20 protein-coding genes are annotated in these 20,602 nt (G+C 50.4%); 11 read left to right on the top strand and 9 right to left on the bottom strand.

The genetic code is table 11. The annotated features are described in order from the left end of the window. Positions 1 to 59: 59 nt before the first annotated feature. The gene (locus tag ACQ66Q_RS03420; protein WP_430455503.1) at positions 60 to 761 is read left to right on the top strand and encodes a CoA transferase subunit A; all 702 of its coding nucleotides are present in this window, start codon (positions 60 to 62) and stop codon (positions 759 to 761) included. Positions 762 to 771: 10 nt separating this feature from the next. Further along, entirely contained in the window at positions 772 to 1,431 is a 660-nt protein-coding gene (locus ACQ66Q_RS03415; RefSeq protein WP_430455502.1) for a CoA transferase subunit B, read from the top strand. Between the two features lie 148 nt (positions 1,432 to 1,579). Here ACQ66Q_RS03415 and ACQ66Q_RS03410 read toward each other — a convergent pair whose 3' ends face one another. Next, positions 1,580 to 2,083 carry a hypothetical protein gene (locus ACQ66Q_RS03410; protein WP_430455501.1) on the bottom strand — a complete coding sequence of 168 codons (504 nt, stop codon included), beginning with the start codon at positions 2,081 to 2,083 and terminating at the stop codon, positions 1,580 to 1,582. 116 nt (positions 2,084 to 2,199) lie between these two features. After that, complete coding sequence (locus ACQ66Q_RS03405) at positions 2,200 to 3,180, bottom strand: GlxA family transcriptional regulator (RefSeq protein WP_430455500.1); 981 nt, start codon at positions 3,178 to 3,180, stop codon at positions 2,200 to 2,202. Between the two features lie 92 nt (positions 3,181 to 3,272). Between ACQ66Q_RS03405 and ACQ66Q_RS03400 the strand changes: the two genes are divergently transcribed. Continuing rightward, positions 3,273 to 3,443 carry a hypothetical protein gene (locus tag ACQ66Q_RS03400; protein WP_430455499.1) on the top strand — a complete coding sequence of 57 codons (171 nt, stop codon included), beginning with the start codon at positions 3,273 to 3,275 and terminating at the stop codon, positions 3,441 to 3,443. A 3-nt stretch (positions 3,444 to 3,446) separates the two neighbouring features. Here ACQ66Q_RS03400 and ACQ66Q_RS03395 read toward each other — a convergent pair whose 3' ends face one another. After that, a complete protein-coding gene (locus ACQ66Q_RS03395) occupies positions 3,447 to 4,364 on the bottom strand; it encodes an NAD(P)-dependent oxidoreductase (RefSeq protein ID WP_430455498.1) in 918 nt (305 codons plus the stop codon). A 141-nt stretch (positions 4,365 to 4,505) separates the two neighbouring features. On the opposite strand from ACQ66Q_RS03395, the gene ACQ66Q_RS03390 reads away from it, so the two are divergent. Both ACQ66Q_RS03390 and ACQ66Q_RS03385 read left to right on the top strand, forming a co-directional pair. Beyond that, on the top strand, positions 4,506 to 5,003 hold the full coding sequence (locus tag ACQ66Q_RS03390) for a glutathione peroxidase (protein WP_430455497.1): 498 nt from the start codon (positions 4,506 to 4,508) through the stop codon (positions 5,001 to 5,003). 34 nt (positions 5,004 to 5,037) lie between these two features. After that, entirely contained in the window at positions 5,038 to 6,036 is a 999-nt protein-coding gene (locus ACQ66Q_RS03385) for a 2-hydroxyacid dehydrogenase (RefSeq protein WP_430455496.1), read from the top strand. Positions 6,037 to 6,112: 76 nt separating this feature from the next. On the opposite strand, the gene ACQ66Q_RS03380 is transcribed toward ACQ66Q_RS03385, so the two are convergent. Beyond that, complete coding sequence (locus ACQ66Q_RS03380) at positions 6,113 to 8,332, bottom strand: S9 family peptidase (protein ID WP_430455495.1); 2,220 nt, start codon at positions 8,330 to 8,332, stop codon at positions 6,113 to 6,115. Between the two features lie 295 nt (positions 8,333 to 8,627). Here ACQ66Q_RS03380 and ACQ66Q_RS03375 point away from each other — a divergent pair, with 295 nt between their 5' ends. The 3 genes from ACQ66Q_RS03375 to ACQ66Q_RS03365 all read left to right on the top strand — a co-directional run bounded on the left by ACQ66Q_RS03375 (position 8,628) and on the right by ACQ66Q_RS03365 (position 13,405). Then, a complete protein-coding gene (locus ACQ66Q_RS03375) occupies positions 8,628 to 11,204 on the top strand; it encodes a TonB-dependent receptor plug domain-containing protein (RefSeq protein ID WP_430455494.1) in 2,577 nt (858 codons plus the stop codon). Between the two features lie 120 nt (positions 11,205 to 11,324). Beyond that, positions 11,325 to 12,212, top strand: coding sequence for an alpha/beta hydrolase (locus ACQ66Q_RS03370; RefSeq protein WP_430455493.1), 888 nt, complete (start codon positions 11,325 to 11,327; stop codon positions 12,210 to 12,212). Positions 12,213 to 12,304: 92 nt separating this feature from the next. Beyond that, positions 12,305 to 13,405 (top strand): META domain-containing protein, encoded by a 1,101-nt coding sequence (locus tag ACQ66Q_RS03365; protein WP_430455492.1) that lies wholly within the window; start codon positions 12,305 to 12,307, stop codon positions 13,403 to 13,405. 136 nt (positions 13,406 to 13,541) lie between these two features. Here the strand turns inward: ACQ66Q_RS03365 and rplT are convergent, their stop codons facing one another. The 4 genes from rplT to thrS all read right to left on the bottom strand — a co-directional run bounded on the left by rplT (position 13,542) and on the right by thrS (position 16,698). Further along, positions 13,542 to 13,901 (bottom strand): 50S ribosomal protein L20, encoded by a 360-nt coding sequence (rplT, locus tag ACQ66Q_RS03360; RefSeq protein ID WP_031565008.1) that lies wholly within the window; start codon positions 13,899 to 13,901, stop codon positions 13,542 to 13,544. A 14-nt stretch (positions 13,902 to 13,915) separates the two neighbouring features. Further along, positions 13,916 to 14,113, bottom strand: coding sequence for a 50S ribosomal protein L35 (gene rpmI, locus ACQ66Q_RS03355; protein WP_208931265.1), 198 nt, complete (start codon positions 14,111 to 14,113; stop codon positions 13,916 to 13,918). Between the two features lie 103 nt (positions 14,114 to 14,216). Further along, positions 14,217 to 14,759 carry a translation initiation factor IF-3 gene (gene infC / locus ACQ66Q_RS03350; protein ID WP_208933498.1) on the bottom strand — a complete coding sequence of 181 codons (543 nt, stop codon included), beginning with the start codon at positions 14,757 to 14,759 and terminating at the stop codon, positions 14,217 to 14,219. Between the two features lie 28 nt (positions 14,760 to 14,787). Next, positions 14,788 to 16,698 (bottom strand): threonine--tRNA ligase, encoded by a 1,911-nt coding sequence (thrS, locus tag ACQ66Q_RS03345; RefSeq protein ID WP_430455491.1) that lies wholly within the window; start codon positions 16,696 to 16,698, stop codon positions 14,788 to 14,790. A 284-nt stretch (positions 16,699 to 16,982) separates the two neighbouring features. Between thrS and ACQ66Q_RS03340 the strand changes: the two genes are divergently transcribed. The 3 genes from ACQ66Q_RS03340 to ACQ66Q_RS03330 all read left to right on the top strand — a co-directional run bounded on the left by ACQ66Q_RS03340 (position 16,983) and on the right by ACQ66Q_RS03330 (position 18,845). Continuing rightward, positions 16,983 to 17,843 carry a fructosamine kinase family protein gene (locus ACQ66Q_RS03340; protein WP_430455490.1) on the top strand — a complete coding sequence of 287 codons (861 nt, stop codon included), beginning with the start codon at positions 16,983 to 16,985 and terminating at the stop codon, positions 17,841 to 17,843. A gap of 15 nt (positions 17,844 to 17,858) precedes the next feature. Then, a complete protein-coding gene (gene hxpB, locus ACQ66Q_RS03335; RefSeq protein WP_430455489.1) occupies positions 17,859 to 18,512 on the top strand; it encodes a hexitol phosphatase HxpB in 654 nt (217 codons plus the stop codon). Between the two features lie 132 nt (positions 18,513 to 18,644). Next, the gene (locus ACQ66Q_RS03330) at positions 18,645 to 18,845 is read left to right on the top strand and encodes a CPXCG motif-containing cysteine-rich protein (protein ID WP_430455488.1); all 201 of its coding nucleotides are present in this window, start codon (positions 18,645 to 18,647) and stop codon (positions 18,843 to 18,845) included. 2 nt (positions 18,846 to 18,847) lie between these two features. Here the strand turns inward: ACQ66Q_RS03330 and ACQ66Q_RS03325 are convergent, their stop codons facing one another. Beyond that, a complete protein-coding gene (locus tag ACQ66Q_RS03325; protein WP_430455487.1) occupies positions 18,848 to 20,572 on the bottom strand; it encodes a riboflavin synthase subunit alpha in 1,725 nt (574 codons plus the stop codon). Positions 20,573 to 20,602 lie beyond the last annotated feature (30 nt).

The following is a 20,602-nucleotide window of genomic DNA, read 5'->3' as shown; positions in this document are numbered from 1 at the left end:
TTACAAACAACAACGCCGGTCGCCCCGCTGCGGCCGCCCTACACAACAGAGGAAGAGCAATGGCAGGGTTTAACAAAGTCGTGCACAGCTACGACGAAGCCTTAGCAGGTCTGACCGACGGTATGACGGTGATCGCTGGAGGTTTCGGTTTATGCGGTATCCCGGAAGGCCTGATTAGCCAAATCAAAAAAATGGGCACCCGTGATTTAACCGTGGTCTCCAATAACTGCGGCGTTGACGGTTTTGGCCTCGGCATTTTACTGGAAGACCGCCAGATCAAAAAAATGGTGGCGTCTTATGTTGGCGAAAACGCGCTGTTTGAAAAACAACTGTTATCCGGCGAATTAGAAGTTGAACTGACGCCACAAGGCACACTGGCCGAAAAAATTCGTGCTGGTGGCGCTGGGATCCCAGCCTTCTTCACCGCAACCGGCTACGGCACGCCCGTCGCTGAAGGCAAAGAAACCCGTGAAATCAATGGCCGTAACTATGTGCTGGAGCCATCCATCACCGGTGATTTCGCCATTGTCCGCGCTTGGAAAGCAGACCGGTACGGTAACTTGGTATTTCGCCACACCGCGATGAACTTCAACCCGATGGTCGCCACTGCCGGCAAAATTACCGTGGCTGAAGTGGAAGAAATCGTCGAGCCAGGTGAATTGTCACCGACAGAAATTCATACCCCGGGCATTTATGTACAGCGCGTGATCAAAGGTAACTTTGAAAAACGCATCGAACGTCGCATGGTTCGCAAGGATTAAGGAGAACGTCATGGCTTTATCACGTGAACAAGTGGCGATGCGTGTCGCACAAGAATTAAAAGATGGCTATTACGTCAACCTTGGCATTGGTATTCCAACTCTGGTCGCCAACTACGTGCCGGGCGGTATCGAAGTGATGCTGCAGTCGGAAAACGGTTTACTTGGTATGGGGCCCTATCCGACCGATGCAGAAGTCGACGCTGATATGATTAACGCCGGCAAAGAAACCGTCACAGCAATCAAAGGAGCGGCGATTTTCTCCTCTGCGGAAAGTTTTGCCATGATCCGCGGCGGTCATGTTGATTTGACGGTATTAGGCGCCTTTGAGGTCGACCAGAACGGCAATATCGCCAGCTGGATGATCCCGGGCAAACTGGTCAAAGGCATGGGCGGCGCGATGGACTTAGTTGCAGGTGCACAGAATATTGTTGTCACCATGACCCACGCTGACAAATACGGCAGCTCGAAGCTCCTCGACAACTGCACACTGCCGTTGACCGGTGTCGGCTGTGTGAAAAAGATTGTTACGGATTTAGCCGTGCTGGAAGTGCGCGATGGTGCTTTCTATCTGCTCGAGCGCGCGCCTGGTGTGTCAGTCGAAGAGATCCAGCAGAAAACTGCCGGTCGCTTAATTATTGACGGTGATGTGCCGGAAATGCATTTTGCCTGATGTGATGAAGCAGTGTTGAAAAGGTCGCAAATGCGACCTTTTTTATTCGCTACCATCCCTGGCGCTCACCCTTTGGGCCCATGCCGTGCATTGTTAAAAAGCCTTCCCAACGCTTTTTTATAGCAGGCGGATCCGGTGACCTGCAGACTCATTTAGCAGGCACCATACGACCACCACCACTGAACAAGTTGCCGCCGACAACCGCCGTCATATCACCGGAGCGGACCAGACTTACTTCATCGAGGGAACCGATCAGCATCACAAACGCAAGTTTCCGATTGTGCAACAGATACCAGCCGACCTGATAACCCGGCAGGCGTATACCGTTGACTGCGATCTCCGGCGTATATTCACCGAGTTGATCAAGCGGCATGATGTGGACTGCGCTGCTGGCGAGAGAAATATTGTCGATATGTGCCTGATAAAAACCGGCTTTTAGTGCCAGGTGATTCTCTTCTATCGTAACGCTGTTACTGCTGATAGCCCAGGTCAGACCCATAAACACCGCAGTTGAACCGACTAAAGACCATAAGGCCGGCTTTAACGGCCGCTTTGTCCAATGACACCAGGCCCAGATACTGATGACCGGCACAGCAACGACACAACAGAACAGCAGTAGATACAACTGCCAGCTAATTTCAAACACAGACATATGGATGCAATTAATAGCGAATAATTAACAAAATAGTATCACGTCAGCATTTTTACGCGAGACAATTTAGTTAAATTTACCTTTTCATTGCAGAAAGAATCGCCCCTCGGTAATTTTTATTGAAAAAAGTGGTTGCGATAGGCCTTTGGTGTCATTTGGGTATATTGCTGGAACAATTTTCGAAACGAAGACACATCTTCATAGCCAACCTGTTGCGTCAGTTGTTCCAACGGCATCATCGTGGTCTCCAGCAGGTTTTTCGCTTTATCGATGCGTAATTTTTGTAACCACGCCATCGGGGTATCGCCGGTGGCAGATTTAAAACGCCGGATCAAGGTCCGGCCACTCATGGCAAAACGTTGCGCCAGTTGTTGCAAGTCGAGGGGCTCTGCCAGATGTTTACGCAGATAACTCTGCACCGCTGCAATGCGTTCGTCCTGATGGCTGACCAACTGTTGCACCGACAAAAATGGCGCCTGACTGTGCAACGACGGCTCCACCAGCAGCACTTTGGCCAGCTGGCTGCTAAAGCGCACGCCGTCGAATTCGGTGATCAATTGCAAACAAAGCTGAAGATAAGCCGTCGTCGCACCGGCGGTCAGACAACTGCCGCTGCGGCTGACACTTGCTTCGGCCTTCAACTGAACCTGAGGAAACCGCTGCTGAAAGTACTCAGCCAGAAACCAACACGTCGTCGCTTCACCACCATCTAATAATCCTGTCGCCGCCAGCGCGAAGCTGCCATTACAACCCGCAGCCAGCAAGGTACCTTGTTGCTGCAGATCGGCGAACCACTCCTTGTGGGCGCGGAACAGCGTCATCACCTGCTCCAGTTCAGGTGCCTGATGTGCGTAATTACCAGGGATTAATAAGGCGTCTATCTGCGCCGGCGGCTGCTCAATGCAGGCGATCTGCAACCCATCGGCCTGATAGCTGCTGGCTCCGGACAAATGGTAAAACTGCACCTGATAGCGCGGCTGTAATTTGAGTGGTTCCAAGTATTGCGCCAGTTGATTAGCAAAGCGGAATACTTCAGCCATGCCGGTTAAATGTCCAAGCGCCACTCCGGGATATACCAGTACCAGCAATGTTTTCATTTGTCACTTTCTGCACTTTAAATGTCAATATTGCCACTATAGCGCAAATATCCAGCAAGTTAAACTGAGGCTCAGTCAACAGGAGGTGGATAATGAAAATGACCGTCAAACAACTGAGTTGGGCAATGCTGGTTTTGCAGGGATTGGTGATTCTATGGCTGAACCAGCGCAGTACCTTGGATCCCTTCAGTCAGCTGGTGCTGGTGCCGTTATTGCTGCTGGCAGGTTTCGCGCTACTGACCATTCAGCAACGCGATGAATAGAGCTTAGTCGCGAGCAGGCTTCTTCAGGCGGCGGATCAGGCTGGACGTATCCTGCCGGTTGCCGCCAAGCGCCTGTACCTCACTGTAAAACTGATCGACCAGTGCAGTGACCGGTAATTGTGCACCATTGCGCCGAGCTTCATTGAGAGTAATGCTGAGATCTTTGCGCATCCAGTCGACCGCAAAGCCAAAATCAAACTGCCCATCGACCATGGTATAGCCGCGATTTTCCATCTGCCACGACTGCGCTGCGCCTTTAGAGATCACATCCAGCACGGCTTTCGCATCCAGCCCGGCACAATCTGCAAAATGCAAAGCTTCAGCCAGTCCTTGTACCACACCGGCAATACAAATCTGATTGACCATTTTCGCCAGCTGACCACTACCGGCTGGGCCCAGTAATCGCGCACTTTTGGCATAGTGCTTTAACACTGGTTCTGCCCGCGCAAAATCGGCGGACTCGCCGCCAAGCATAATGGTCAGCGCTCCGTTTTGTGCGCCAGCCTGTCCACCGGATACCGGTGCATCGAGGAAGCCAACTCCTTTTGCTACGCAGGCAGCAGCCAGCTCACGCGCTAAATCCGCTGATGCAGTGGTGTGGTCAATCAGCAAACTGCCGGGCGCCATGCTGTGTAAAACACCAGACTCACCGAAAACCACAGCTCTGACATCGTCGTCATTGCCTACGCACAACATCACCAATTGTGCACCGCTGGCGGCAGCGGCAGGCGTTGAACCACTACAGCCACCATACTGCGTCACCCATTGCTCAGCCTTGGCTGCAGTCCGGTTATACACTGTGACGTTGTGGCCTGCGGCCCGCAGGTGGCCCGCCATTGGAAAACCCATCACGCCCAAACCGATAAAAGCAATGGAGACAGGCACTGAAGATGTTAAAGATGTTGAAGTTATTTCTGACATACAATTGACTTAATTCTGTGACAGGCTAGCCGCCACTGTACAAATTTATGTTACAAATAGCAAAATCATTGGTAGCTAGATCTGTTGTCTGCAAATTTAGTCACGGACCGGCTGCGTCAACGCAGGCTTCAAGAGGAATTTATGGCCAACGTCCATCATTTTAAAGTACGAACGCCGCAAGGTAACCTGCTGGAACTGAGCAAGTATCGCGACAAAGTATTGCTAATCGTCAATACAGCCAGTCGCTGTGGCTTTACACCGCAATATCAGGATTTGGAAAAGCTGCATCAGCAATATCATCACCGGGGTCTGGAGATCCTGGCATTTCCATGCAACCAATTTGGTGGGCAGGAACCAGGCTCTGACAGTGATATTCAGCAGTTTTGTCAGCTTAATTATGGTGTTAGCTTTAGTGTGCTGGCCAAGATTAATGTCAATGGCCCTGAAGCAGATCCATTATTTGAATACCTGAAAGATCAAGCTCGTGGGCTCATGAAAACTCGCGCCATCAAATGGAATTTCACCAAATTTCTGGTGAACAAAGACGGTGTTGTAGTAAAACGTTATGCACCACGGACCAAACCCGGCCAGTTTATCGATGCGATTGAAGCTGAACTGGCATTATTACCAGCGTTATAGCCTTAATCTTTTGTGCAGCGAACAGGACGAAGCAATGGACTCTCAGTTTCAGATCACGGTATTTAGTAATCAGACCTACGATGAGTCGTTCCTGCGGGCGGCCGGACCTGATCTGCAGTGGCGATTTTTGCCGCAGCCGTTGACCATCGATACCGTGCAACTTGCTGCGGGCAGCTGTGCCGTCTGCGTGTTCGTCAACGACACCTTGAGTGCAGCTGTCCTGCAGCAGCTGCACCAGCTCGGTGTGTCAATTGTGGCACTGCGCTGTGCCGGTTTTAACAATGTCGACCTCGCCACAGCAAATCAGCTCGGCATCCGAGTCGCGCGGGTGCCCGCCTACTCGCCTGAAGCTGTCGCCGAACATTGTGTTGCTATGATGTTGTGTCTGAACCGCAAGCTACACAAAGCTTATAACCGGGTGCGGGACGATAATTTCAGTCTGCAGGGGTTATTGGGTTTTAACCTGCATGGTAAAACCGTCGGGCTGATTGGTACCGGCCGCATTGGCCAGGCGACTGCACGTATTCTGCACGGCTTTGGTATGCAATTGCTGTGCTTTGACCCGCAGCCACACCCTGACGCTTTGCCATCCTCTGCGCGCTACGTGGATTTGGCCACACTGTACCGGGACAGCGACGTGATCAGCCTGCATTGCCCGCTCACCCCAGACAGCCATCATCTGATTAATCAGGCAGCGCTCGCGCAAATGAAAAATGGCGTCATGCTGATTAACACAAGTCGTGGCGGGCTGATTGATACCAAAGCGGTGATCGATGCGCTAAAAAGTAAAAAAATCGGCTTGCTGGGCCTGGATGTGTACGAACAGGAAGCCGATCTGTTTTTTAAAGATCTGTCCGAAGAAATGATTGCTGATGAAGTATTCCAGCGCCTATTGACCTTTCCAAATGTGCTGATCACTGGCCATCAGGCTTTTTTCACCCAAGAGGCACTCAGTCAGATCAGTCAGATCACTGTGGCCAACTTACGGGCTTTATTCGCTGGCGATGTTTGTGCTAACGAACTGAAAGTATAAACAAAACGGCGCACGCATTGAGATTTATCAGATCAAAAAAGGTCGCCGCAGCGACCTTTTTAATTTGATTTTTCGCTTATTTCGGCGCTTTTAACGTCCGGTCAAAGAACTCAGTGATCGTCTGGTGCAGATGTGTTTGTACTGGCTGACCAAACATGGCGTGTTTACTGCCCGGGTAGGTCATCATTTCAAACGATTTCCCTTTGCTCTGCAGCACGGAGAACAACTTGGTGCTATGCGTGAATAGCACGTTGTCATCAGCCATACCGTGATATATCAACAACTTGCCTTTCAGACCATCAACATAGGGAAACACAGAACTCGCTTCATAGCCAGCCGCATTTTTCGCCGGATGACCTAAATAGCGTTCGGTATAGTGGCTGTCATACAAAGCCCAATCGGTGACTGGCGCGCCAGATACACCGGCGGCAAAGTAATCGCCTGCCCGCAGCATTGCCATGATCGACATATAACCACCATAGCTGTGGCCATAGATCCCAATCCGGCTTGCATCGACATAGGGCAAAGTTCTCAGATATTCGACGCCGGTTTTTTGATCTTCCAGTTCAACTTCAGCCAGTTTGCCAAAAATTGGATCTTCAAATGCTTTGCCGCGATTTTCCGAACCACGGTTATCGAGCTGAAACACCAGATAGCCCTGCTGTACCAGATATTGGAAATACAGGTCTTTACCACTCCAGCTATTGGTGACACGTTGTGCGCCGGGCCCGCCGTATACACCAACCACAACCGGATATTTCTTCCCGGCAGCCAGTTGTTTTGGCGCGAACAAACGGTAATGCAAAGTCTGACCGTCACTGGCTTTGAGCGTACCAAATACCGGTGTCACCAGTTCCGGTGCGTAGGCTGTTAGCGGATGTTGTGCATCCAACTCGTTCGCTGCCAGCACAGTCACCGCTTTGCCTTGCTGGTCGCGCAGTGTGACGCTGGGTAGCTTGACCACAGCTGAAGCTGTGTCGATAAACCCACTGCCATTTTTTGCTACCACGACCTGGTGATTGCTGCCAGCTTCGGTCAAGCGGACAATCTCGCCGCCCTGCACCGGTACCCGATACAAATGACTTTCCAGTGGCGTATCTTTACGACCGCTGAAATAAATCTGGCCTGCTTTTTCATCAATACTTTCAATGTGATTGACTATCCAGGCTCCGCTCGTCAACTGCTTTGCCGTACCATCTTGCAGCGAATACAGATACAAGTGTTTGTAACCATCGCGCTCCGAGGCCCAGACAAAAGATTTTTTATCTTTGAGGAAATGCAAATCATCATGCAAATTGACCCAGGTTTTGCTGGTTTCAGTCAGCAGGGTCTTTTGTTGACCGGCGGCCAGATCAGCCAGGCGTAATTCCAGACGCTGCTGATCCCGGCTTTGCCATTGATAGCTCAATAAATTCGGATTTTCACTCCACTGCACCCGTGGCAGGTAAATGTCCTGATCTTTGCCAAGATCAACCCAGCTGACCTGTGGGTTGGTAATGCCGACTACACCAAGTTTAATCTGCACGTTGCTTTTGCCGGCGAACGGATACCGCTGGCTGTACAGCTTTATTTCGTCGGCATAAATTTCATTGCGTACCGCTTCAGGCACTATGGCTTCATCAAACTGAGTAAAAGCAATTTTGCTGTCGTCCGGCGCCCACCAGTAACCGGTCATCCGGCCCATTTCTTCCTGGGCAACAAACTCGGCCATGCCATTTCGGACCGTACCTTTGCCATCGGAGGTTAACTGAGTTTCTTTACCTGACTTTAAATCAATCACAAAGATATTTTGATCACGGACGAAAGATACAAAACGACCGGTTGGCGATATTTGAGCGTCAGTTTCAAAGGCTTCGGTTTCCGTCAACTTGCGGGCTTTTTTGCTGCTGAGCTGATAATGATATAAATCCCCGTTCAGTGGGAACAGCAGCGCTTTCCCATCCTTCGACCACTGATAACTGACAATACCGCTGGCAAACAATCGTAAGCGTTCACGCCGGGCCTTTTCTTCATCAGACAGTGTTTCGGTGCCACTGAACAAAGTATCGGAATCGACCAGCACACTGTGTTTCGCTGTGGCCAGTTCGTATTGCCACAGGTCAAGCCGGTTCGCATCTTTCGTCTTGCCCTTGAGATAAGTAATACGCGCCCCATCCGGTGCATACGCCAAAGATTTTGGTGTGGTGCCACTGAGTGCCGGCTCGGCAAATAGCCGCGGTAAGGTCAGATTTTGCGCCTGAACTTGTGGGCTGAGACTGGCGCACAGGATGACGCCGGACAGAATAGTTTTTTTCATCAAAGGTCCGTCTGCTAGATTAATCAGTGTGCATCTAACTGCACCCGCCAGATTTTTTCAAGCCACAAAGCGTTTAGTGACCTTAGCGTCAGACGAGTGCCGAACCATTGCGCCGCCTGTAAACACCCCGTTTCAGGCACAGCTGAACGACGCTCAGCGCAAACATTTTGAGACAGATCAACAATTTCTGCAGTTGGACAAATGAACTTATTTGCAATAAGTTAATCAGGCGTGCCAAAAAATACATAAAGAGCACGCTGATTTATCCAGGATAAACATAATAAAAGGCAACTCCATGAAAATGACTACCTCAATCCAACCACTGGCAGCGTGCATTAAAGCCGCAGTGACCGGTGGTACGCTGATGCTGTTGGCCACCAGCCCATTGGCCCATGCGCAAGACGCCGCTGCTGAGAAAAAAGCGGAACAGGACGTAGAAAAAATTGTCGTTGTAGGTTCACGCGGTGCGCCACGCTCGGTTGGCGATTCGGCAGTGCCGGTCGATGTGATCTCAGCGGACGAATTTAGCAAGAATGGTCCAAGTGACATGATGACGTTGATGAGTGCAGTAGTGCCTTCGTTTAACGTAAACACCCAACCTATCAATGACGCCTCCACTCTGGTGCGTCCGGCTAACTTACGTGGCCTGCCACCAGACAGCACGCTGGTGCTGGTTAACGGCAAACGCCGTCACCGCTCTGCGGTCATCACCTTCCTCGGTGGTGGTTTATCAGACGGCTCACAAGGCCCGGATATTTCCACTATTCCATCAATTGCACTGAAACAAGTTGAGATTCTGCGCGACGGCGCTGCAGCTCAATATGGCTCTGACGCTATCGCTGGTGTGATTAACTTCCGCCTGAAAGACAATAACGAAGGCGGCGCCATCGAAATTAAAACTGGCCAGCATTACGATGGTGACGGTGATTTACGTCAAATCAGCGCAAATATTGGGATGCCTTTTACTGACAACGGCTTCGCCAACTTCAGTACAGAATTCAAACAATCAGACCCTACCAGCCGCAGCGTACAACGCGGCGATGCAGCAGGTTTGGTTGCTGCCGGCAATACCAACATTGCTAATCCGGCACAGGTTTGGGGTTCACCAGAAGTAAAACGTGACTTTAAACTGTTCGGTAATATTGGCCTTGAAGTTGCCAAAGAAAAAGAATTCTACGCCTTTGGTAACTTTGCCCAACGTGACGTAGAAGGTGGATTCTATTTCCGTAACCCACAAAGCCGTGGCGGTGTTTATTCCAACGACAGTGGTAGCACCCTGTTGGTTGGCAATTTAGATACCACCAAAGGCGCTTGTCCGACCGTTGGACTGACCGGTCAGTCTTTTAGCCAAATCTCCAGTAAAGTGAACGCACTCCCTGCACATTGCTTTACGTTCTTTAAATCGCTGCCAGGTGGTTTTACACCGAAGTTTGGCGGTATCGTCACCGATGCATCGCTGGCCGGTGGCCTGAAAGGTACTCTGGCTAACGGCTGGAACTTTGACCTGAGCTCTACCTATGGTCGCAGTGAAGCAGAGTTTTATATTAAAAACACTATTAACGCTTCAATGGGTTCAGCCACACCACGCGATTTCGATGCCGGTAAATATGTGCAGCAAGAACAAGCGGTTAACTACGATATGAATAAGCTCATCGAAGTTGATGCGCTGCCATATCCGTTGGCGGTCGCTGCAGGTCTTGAATACCGTATTGATACCTTCGAAATCTACGCAGGTGATAAAAACTCGTTTGAAGTAGGCCCTCTGGCTTCTCAGGGTTTTGGTATCGGTTCAAACGGTTTCCCAGGCTTCAAGCCTGATGACGCAGGCTCTTTCAACCGTTACAACTATGCGGCTTACACAGAATTTGGTGCTGAGTTTAACGACCACTTCCGTTCTGACTTCGCTCTACGCTTTGAAGACTATGAAGATTTTGGTTCTACTACCAATGCCAAATTGACAGGTCGTTATCAACTGAACGACGAAGTTGCTTTCCGCGCGGCCGCCAGTACTGGCTTCCGTGCACCGACCATTGGTCAATCAACAGTTCGCAACGTAACAACATCATTTACCGCGGGTAAAGGTCTGGTCGATAACGCCACGTTACCACCGACTCACCCAATCTCTGTACTCAAAGGCGGTAAAGCACTAACGCCGGAAGAGTCAGTCAACCTGTCATTCGGTACCGTGGTCGAAATCGATGATTTATATGTCACTTTAGATTTCTTCCAGATCAAAGTGGATGACCGTATCAGCCAATCATCCTCACAGGAACTGACTGCTTCGGACATTCAGAAGTTACTTGCGCTGGGTGTACGGGATGCGAGCAGCTTCACAGGGGTTAAATACTTCACCAACGATTTTGACACTACCACCAAAGGCGCTGACTTTGTTGCTAACTATGGTATTGATCAATTTGGTGGCCGTACAACCTTTGCTTTAGCGGCAAACTGGACTGAAACCACTGTAGATCGCCATTCAGATTACATCTGGGAAGCAAAAATCAAGCAGATTGAAGAGGGTTTACCGAGTGTGCGCGGCAGCTTCACTGTCAGCCATAACCAGGGCTCCTGGAACGGTTATGTCCGTCTGAACCAGTACGGTAGTTACTATGAAGACCATGCTGATTCGGGCGTTGTCTCGGCCGCTGATGGCGGTTTACCGCTGTATTTAGGCGCAGAACTGACCGTAGATGCTGAAGTCACCTACAACTTCAGCGATAGTTACAGCGTCTCTTTAGGCGCATCAAACCTGTTTGATACACTGCCAGATGAAAACGAATGGGCTGACGTGTTAGGTGCAAAATACCCAACTACGGCTGTCATGGGCTTCAACGGCGGCTTCTATTACGCGCGTCTGACCTACAACTTCTAAGTTGCTCGTGTGATAAAAGCCACCTTCGGGTGGCTTTTTTGTTTTGAACCGGGTGTATCCAGCTTGATCAACAACATCAGATTGTGGCAGTTTGATTAGAGTAATTACTTGAGAATCATCATGGATTTGATCCCCTGGCAATATCGCACACCGGCTGGTTTCATGCTGCAAGGCATGCGCAGCCCACCCAGTGGCAGGCCACTCCTGCATATGCTGCATGGCAATGGGTATTGCAGCCAGATGTATGCACCGATGCTGACGCCTTTACTCCAGCACGTAGACCTCTTTTTATCCGATGCGCAAGGTCATGGCCGCAGTGAACACGGCGGACGTTTTATTGGTTGGAACCAAAGTGCAGACTTTGCCAGGCAGGCCCTGGAAGCGCATCAACAGGATTATGGCGCTGTACCTGTCTATGGCGTCGGACACAGTTTTGGCGGTGTGCTGACAGCCCTATTGCACAGCGGACCGCACAGCCCGTTTGACGCAGCCTTGCTACTCGATCCGGTATTATTCACACCAACCATGCTGCGCAGCATGCAGTTGTTAGAATGGACGGGCCTGTACCGACACAATCCACTTGCCCGCCGCGCGGTAAAACGTCGGCGACATTTCACCGATACCGCCACAGCATGGCAATATTTTCACCAACGCGGCATGTTTAAAAACTGGCATCCAGATGCGTTAAGAGCTTATATCGATCATGCACTTATCAATACGACCGATGGCCTGACACTGCGCTGTGCACCGGAACGGGAAGCTGAGATCTTTGCCAGTTTCCCCCGCCGTCTGTGGTCATCGCTGCAACAAACCAGTAAACCCATTCAATTAGTCTATGGCAGCAGCAGCTATCCATTTGTCGCCAAATCCGCAGCATTGTTTCAGCAAAAATGCCCTCAATTACAAGTCGTGAAGGTGGATGGCGGCCATTGCTTTATGCAGGAAGATCCGCAACACAGTGCCAGACTTGTGTTGCAATGGTTGCGGCAACAGCAGCGTTCCAACTGACAAAACGCCTGTATCAAAATCAGATTTTCATTATAATGTCGCAAGTTTCCGATTTCTGATGTCAGAAGTCAGCGTTGTAATGGGTAAAATGAATGAAACGTAGTCTAGTTCTTGCCGCAGTCTTGTTATCAGCCTGTACCAGTTTGCCGCAAAAAGCGGTGAAACCTGACCCGGTGCAACCTGTCCAACCAGCGGCACCTGAGCCGGATCTGGTACCCGGTGAAGTTGTCAGCTCTGATAACACCGAGGCAATGCCGACCGATTTCGGCCTGATTTTTATCGATCGAGATATGTCTTTTCATGGCACTTTGCCATGCAAAAAATGCCCGGGCATCCAATATCAGCTGAATGTGTTACAGGATGGCCGCTTTGAACTGCGCCGTGATTATATCGACCGTAATACGGTCGAGCTATTAACAGGGAACTGGCAACTGGATGACCGCATCCTGCATTTATCCAGTAAACAAGGCAAAGTCCCGTCGTTTCAGTTTGGCAGCAATCAACATCTTATTTTGCTAAATGCTGCAGGCAAGCCAATGGTTTCGAAAGACAATCAGACGCTGACCCGCACCCAGCAGTTCGCCCGCATCGATACCAGAATGCCATTATTAGGGCTGTATCAGCTGAAGAATAATGAAGCCAGTTTTATCGATTGTATGACCGGTGAAAATCACAGTATTGCGATGACACAGCATCACATGCCGATGCTGCGTTCTTATCAGACCGATCCGAAGCTGAGCGGTAAAGCCGTAGTGGCAACGATGACGGCACGCAAGAGTAACGAGCAACAGCAGGCATTGTTAGTTGATAAGTTTGACCAATTCTGGCCTGGTGCAACATGCCCGGACAAAGCGGCGACTGCAAAAGTACAAAATCTGGTCTGGCGCCTGCAAACCGTGTCACAGATCAGCGTGCCGCAAAAATTAAATATTCGGGTGATGTTTGACCAAAATAACCGGATCTTTGGTTTTTCCGGCTGCAATAACTTTAATGCTGGCTACGCGCAAAAAGACAACCAACTCAAAGTGTTACCTATCGTCAGCACCCGCAAGTTCTGCAATGACGCAAATTTCTATGAACAACAGTTTACGAAGCAGCTGCAGGCAGCTGACCGGATCGAAGTCAATCAGCAGAAACTGCAATTGTTCAAAGAGAATAAGGTGATTATGGAGTTTCTGCCCGCGGTCAATTAAAGACAGGACCGAACAGAAAAGGCGCTGCGGCGCCTTTTTTATTGCCTGTTTATCTGGTGTGGTGAAGCAATGAGGCTGGTTATACTTCAGAAACAAAAAAGGCAGCCGAGGCTGCCTTTTCAACTACTTAATCAAATTAAGCAGACAGTGCTTGTTTCGCTTTCGCAACTAAGGCAGCAAATGCGCCTTTGTCGAATACAGCGATGTCAGCCAGAATTTTACGGTCGATTTCAACCGATGCTCTTTTCAGACCATCGATGAAACGGCTGTAAGATAAACCGTTTTGACGTGAAGCAGCGTTGATACGCGCGATCCACAGTTGACGGAATTGACGTTTACGTTGACGACGGTCGCGGTAGGCGTATTGGCCGGCTTTGATAACTGCTTGGAACGCTACACGATAAACACGGCTGCGGGCACCGTAGTAGCCTTTTGCCTGGTTTAATACCTTCTTGTGACGCGCACGTGCGGTCACACCACGTTTTACTCTTGGCATGTCAGTCTCCTAAATTATGCGTATGGCAGGCAACGAGCTACTGAAGCGACGTCAACTTTAGCAACTAAAGTTTTCGGGCCCAGATGGCGCTTACGCTTAGAAGACTTCTTCGTCAGGATGTGGCGAAGATGTGATTGCTTACGTTTAAAACCACCAGAAGCGGTCTTTTTAAAGCGCTTGGCAGCGCCTTTATTGGTCTTCATCTTTGGCATAGTGAGCTCACTCGCAATTGTGATATTACAACGAATAATAAGGCGGAAAACCACGCGCCACTTCGTTACCGCAGTGGCGTATGGATTCACTTGTATGCACTTATTACTTCTTAGTCGGGGCCAGCATCATGATCATCTGACGACCTTCAACCCGGCTTGGGAACGACTCACAAACAGCGATGTCTGCCATGTCGTCTTTAATCCGGTTGAGGACTTCAATACCGATGTCCAAATGCGCCATTTCACGACCACGATACCGCAGCGTTACTTTGGCTTTGTCACCCTCTTCAATGAAGCGACGCAGGTTGCGTAGTTTTACCTGGTAATCGCCTTCATCAGTTCCAGGCCGGAATTTGATTTCCTTGATCTGGATCTGTTTTTGCTTCTTCTTCTGCTCTTTCAGAGCCTTACCTTTCTCAAACAGGAACTTACCGTAGTCCATTAACTTACAAACAGGCGGCTCAGCTGTTGGACTGATTTCGACCAGATCACAACCACCTTCTTCGGCCATACGGATGGCTTCAGCGGTACCTACAACACCTAATTGTTCACCTTCCAGACCCAGCAAGCGCACTTCGCGTACGTTGATTTCTTCGTTAATACGATTCGGTCTGTTCGTTGGTAAAGGTTTCTTTCCTACTTTAATGGTACGTTCCTCCAGAGATTGAAATCGGTCAGACCCGGTTGTTGATTTCTGTTGTTAGTTTTTCAACAAATGCTGCAACAGTCATTTTACCAAGGTCTTCGCCTTTGCGCGTCCGCAGTGCCAAATCGCCGCTTTCGACTTCTTTGTCACCGACCACGACCAGATATGGGACGCGGGCAAGCGTGTGCTCGCGGATTTTAAAGCCTATCTTCTCATTTCTCAAGTCAGAAGTTGCTCTAATACCGTGAGATTTGAAAGTTTTTACCAATTCTTTGGCATAATCGGCCTGATTGTCAGTGATATTCATCACGACGACCTGTGTTGGTGCTAACCAAGCAGGGAAGAAACCGGCATATTCTTCGATCAAAATCCCGATAAAACGTTCCAGCGAGCCTAAGACCGCACGGTGGATCATCACAGGAACCTGACGATCGTTCCCTTCAGCCACATAACTGGCGCCTAAACGGCCCGGTAATGCAAAATCAAGCTGCACAGTACCACACTGCCAGGCCCGGCCTAAGCAGTCATGTAAAGTGAATTCGATTTTTGGACCGTAGAACGCGCCCTCGCCCGGTTGCAGATCAAAGGCAATGCCATTGGCTTCCAGCGCTTCGGCCAGCGCCTGTTCGGCCTTGTGCCACATTTCGTCGGTACCAATCCGTTTTTCCGGCCGTGTCGACAGTTTGACCTGCACTTCTTTAAAGCCAAAAGTGCTGTAGACATCAAAAATCATTTTGATACAGCTCGACACTTCCGTCTGAATTTGTTCTTCAGTACAGAAAATATGCGCATCATCCTGAGTGAAACCACGCACGCGCATCAGACCATGTAAACCACCAGATGGCTCATTGCGGTGGCAGCAACCAAACTCAGCCATCCGCAGCGGTAAATCACGGTAGGACTTCAGGCCCTGATTGAATATTTGCACATGGCCAGGGCAGTTCATCGGCTTGATGGCGTAATCACGGTTTTCTGAACTGGTAACAAACATGTTCTCAGCATATTTTTCCCAGTGACCAGAACGCTCCCACAGCACCTTGTCCATCATGAATGGACCTTTGACTTCCTGGTAATCGTATTCGGCCAGTTTTTCGCGGACAAAAGCTTCCAGCTCACGGAATATGGTCCAGCCGTCGTTGTGCCAGAACACCATGCCCGGTGCTTCTTCCTGCCAATGGAACAGGCCAAGCGCTTTACCGATTTTGCGGTGGTCACGTTTTTCCGCTTCTTCTAATTGCAGTAAATAAGCGGCTAATTGCTTTTTATCTGCCCAGGCCGTGCCGTAAATGCGTTGCAGCATTTTGTTTTTTGCGTCGCCGCGCCAGTAAGCGCCGGCCACTTTCATGATTTTGAAATGCTGGCAGAAACGCATATTCGGCACGTGCGGGCCGCGACACATATCGATGTATTCTTCGTGATGGTACAGACCTGGCTGGTCGTCTTTGGCGACGTTGTCGGTCAGAATTTCCATCTTGTAACTTTCACCACGGGCAGCGAAGGTGTCGTATGCTTCCTGCCAGCTGACTTTTTTCTTCACGACGTCGTATTCAGTCTTCGCCAGTTGCAGCATGCGCTCTTCTAACTGCGCTAAATCGTCGCTGCTGATTGGGCGGTCCAAATCCACGTCGTAGTAAAAACCGTTATCGATCACCGGGCCAATCGCCATTTTGACGTGGGGCCATAATTGCTTGATGGCATGACCGAGCAAATGCGCACAAGAGTGGCGCAGGATCTCTAAACCTTGCTGATCTTTGCTGGTAACAATGCTTAAGCTGCTGTCTTCGGTGATGAGTTCGCACGCATCCACGAGCTGTCCGTTGATTTTGCCAGCGATAGTCGCTTTGGCTAAACCCGGGCCGATGTCTTTAGCAACATCCATCACAGATAATGGGGCTTCGAATACGCGCTGACTGCCGTCAGGCAGAGTAATGACTGGCATGATAAATCCTCACAGTGGTGGCCCGTACCAAGGGTCACATGTTGAATAAGAATAAGTAGTGGGCTTTTTGGTTTTGCCGTACGAGTGGCGAAACAACACAGCGACCGAACGTATCAGCGGCTGGGCACTAAAAAGCGCAGCCATATTACTGGCTGTGCTTGGCCGGAGCAAGTCTGCTGTCTGACTTGTGTTTGTTCCTGATCAATACGCTGGCCAGCGGAACTGGCAAAGTCGACCATAATTCTGAAGCTAGATTTACTTTACTTTCACTGCGGAGCAGCGACATGTGGCAAGCCATTGCGGACCAAATCAGTACTGAACTACAACAAGATTTCCGGATCTCTCATAAACAACAACTCGCCACGCATTCTGACAATCTGCTGTTTCACATCAGTGGTGCCGAACAGCAATACCTGGTCAAACTGAATCGTCGTGACGTGCTCGACAGCTTTGAAGCTGAAGCACTATCGCTGAGGTTTATCCAAAACCGGCATTGTGTCCGGGTCCCGCAAGTGATCTGTGCTGGCCAGACTATCGAAAAATCCTTTCTGGTACTGGAATATCTGCCACTGGCAACCGACCATCCGTATGGCTGGCAAGCGCTTGGCCATCAGTTAGCCTTTTTACATCAGGCCGATGATCAGGCGATGTACGGCTTTGACTGGGATAACTACTTAAGCTCCACGCTGCAGCCTAATCAGTGGGGTAGCAACTGGTCGGTGTTTTTTTCCGAACAACGAATTGGCTGGTTATTGCAGTTACTAGCTGAGCAGCAACAGAGTTATGGCGATATCGACAAAATAGTCGAGCGCGTGCGTCAACGGCTGCATCATCATCAACCCAAGCCCGCATTGGTGCACGGCGAATGCTGGCGCGGCAATGTCGGCTTTTTAGGCGAGGCGCCAGTGCTGTTTGACCCGGCCTGCTATTTTGGTGACCGCGAAGTCGATCTTGCCTTCGCCGGTTTGTTTGACCCGCTGCCCAGTGCATTTTTTTCTGCTTATCAACAGGTGCACGCGTTACCAGAGGGATTTACCGAACGCAAAGACCTCTATAACCTGTACCACTTATTGCATCTGGCATATTTACGCGGCGGCCGCTATAGCTGGCAGGCACAGGAGCTGATCCAGCAGTTATTGAGCTGACGCACAGGAGACATTGTGGTTCAGGCAGTTATTTTTGATATGGATGGCTTGTTGCTCGATTCCGAAGACTTCTGGCAACAGGCTGAATTTGACACCTTCTCCGCCCTCGGCGTACCGCTTACGCTTGCCGATACCGCAAAAACTGTCGGTTGGCGCTGCGATTATGTTGTCGATTACTGGTACCGGCAATCGCCATGGAGTGGACCGACACAAGGCGAAGTGGCTGACCAAATCATTACTCAGGTGATCGAATTAATCCGCCAGCGCGGCGTGTTGTTACCGGGTGCACGACAGGCATTGCAACTCTGTCAGCAGCTCCGGTTACCCGTAGCGCTCGCTACCTCATCCAATCACCACATGATGCTGGCTGCGTTGGAACATTTTGAATTGATGCCCTACTTTCATGCGACCTGCTCCGCGCAATATCTGCCCTACGCCAAGCCACATCCACAAGTTTATCTGAATGCAGCCGCAGCCCTTGGCATTGCGCCTGAACAGTGCCTGGCACTGGAAGATAGTGTCACCGGCGTCATTGCCGCGAAAGCCGCACGGATGCGCTGTTTCGCGGTACCGGAACCGCAGCACCGGCACGACCCCAGATACAGCATTGCCGACAAAGTGTTGGACTCATTGCTGCAGCTTGAGCAAAAAGATTTGTTAAACATCTGAACTGACGCTGCTTTATGACAGCAACTTTACAGCTGTCGTGATCTGCAGCTGAGTTGCGTCTGATGTCCTGCTCGCCGCTTGTGGTGAGCAGTTCTACACTGCACAGAACACTGCAAATCTAAGGAGCTACCGATGCAACTCCTTCATAAAACCATTCTCTGCCCATTTTGTGGCCACCCAACCCACATCACACTGGACATCAGCGGAGACGATCAGGACGACATTGAGGATTGCAGCAATTGCTGCAACCCTATCCACATCGTGATGCACAAAGATGAAGCCAGACATAGTGTGCAGGTGTTTATTGACGCCGAAGACGAGCAGTTTTACTAGGCTCATTGCCTGGCGTTTTGTTGCTCAGGTAAAAACAACGCCAGCAGTTTTCTGCGCAAATATGACCGCAACTTTTCGCAAGGCGCGGTCATTAGCCAGCTAAAGCCTAACGCCAGAATACCAATCAGGACGCCAACTTTTTGCTCGAACAGCCCAACACTCAACGCAGTAAAACAATACAACGCCGGATAATGGAACACATACAACGGAAACGTGGCACCAGATAAGCGGCTAATCATCGCCTGCAGAGTCTGGCGCACCTGGATCTGGCGTAATAGTCCGGCCATACCAACCAGATGCACGGCAAAACCAAGCGCAATGATGTAATCAGTGACAAATGCGCTGGAATGACCGAAGAACTCATGCATTTGCGGTCCAATCCAGTGGGCCACACGCCAGTTGATGTACAAATTCCCGACCTTGCCGATCACCATCAACAGCACAAATGCCGCCCCACCAAGCGCCATCAGCATATTCACCGGACGGCTACGGTCAGTGGCGGCATAGCGGTATACCCAAACCCCGGCGAGCCATGCTGGTAACAGCAACAGGATCTTCGGACCAATCACCAGCGCAGCCAGCGAACACCATAACCAACGATGACGACTAAACATAAACACAGCAAACAACAGGTAATAGGCCGCCTCAAATGACAATGACCATAGCGGGATATTAGAACCGACATGCATGCCACCGACCCAAAACTCGTTGGTAAACAATAAGGAACTATGCAAACTTCCATGCAGAGGTGATGCCGGTTCATATAGTTCAGGGAGCATCAGCCGCCCCACGCTATCGAGCAGGATGGTCGCCAGCACCGCTGGCCACGCCACGGATACCAGCCGGCTCACCCGGCTGATACTGTAAGACATAGCTGTACGTTCTTTGGTCTGCTGGACAAAAGCAATGACAAAACCTGACAAGACAAAAAAGATCACCACTGCATCATGGCCATAACCAGCGAGTGGCGCTATCCAGCTGCCATCAAAACGCTCATAGGCAGCATGGTGGGCGAACACTAACAAAGCCGCGAACAACCGCAGCACGTCGAGATAAACCGACAAAGCCGGCGACAGCACTTTAGACTGGGCCGGCGTCACCACCGGCGCTGCTGCCACTTGCTGCCATGCTGCAGCTGGCATGCTGGGTACACCCACCGGCTGCGCCGTGGCGGGTTCCAAATTGAGCCGATCGCCGACTTGCTTTTGGCCCAACGTGGTGATCGCCAGTGTTTCCGGGATCAGATGCAACCAGAAACTATGGCCTTCGACCGCACCGATTGTGAGGCTGGCACCATCAATCGCTATAAACCCCTTAGGCTGGATATAAGGCGCAAGTTCTGCCGGAAAACTTAGTTGCATGGCGCAATTGTCGTCGCTGCGTTTGATCGTCAGGATCTCCGCAGTCGCGCTGATATGGCCGGAGACAATGTGACCACCAATTTCATCACCAAACTTCAGTGACCGCTCGAAATTGACTTTGGAACCTGGCTGCAACGTACCTAAATTGGTTTTTATCAGCGTTTCGTCGATGACATCAAAAGTGACCCAGCCGGCGGCGCTATCGAATTCTGTGGCCGTCAAACAGGTGCCATTGACCGCAATACTAGCCCCCCTCTGGAGCTGCTGCAGATGCGCCTCGCCAGCATCCAAAGTCAGCCGCAGAAAGCCGTCACGCTTGGTCAGATCCCGCACTTGTACTTGTGCCTGCACTATTCCGGTAAACATGCATTTCCCCGTTGTGTTAACATTTAGGCC

Origin of the sequence: Rheinheimera sp. (assembly GCF_965283995.1) — a bacterium.
Taxonomy (GTDB): Bacteria; Pseudomonadota; Gammaproteobacteria; order Enterobacterales; family Alteromonadaceae; genus Pararheinheimera.
The sequence above is the reverse complement of the archived record's forward strand: the minus strand, read 5'-3'. Positions and strand labels throughout refer to the sequence as shown.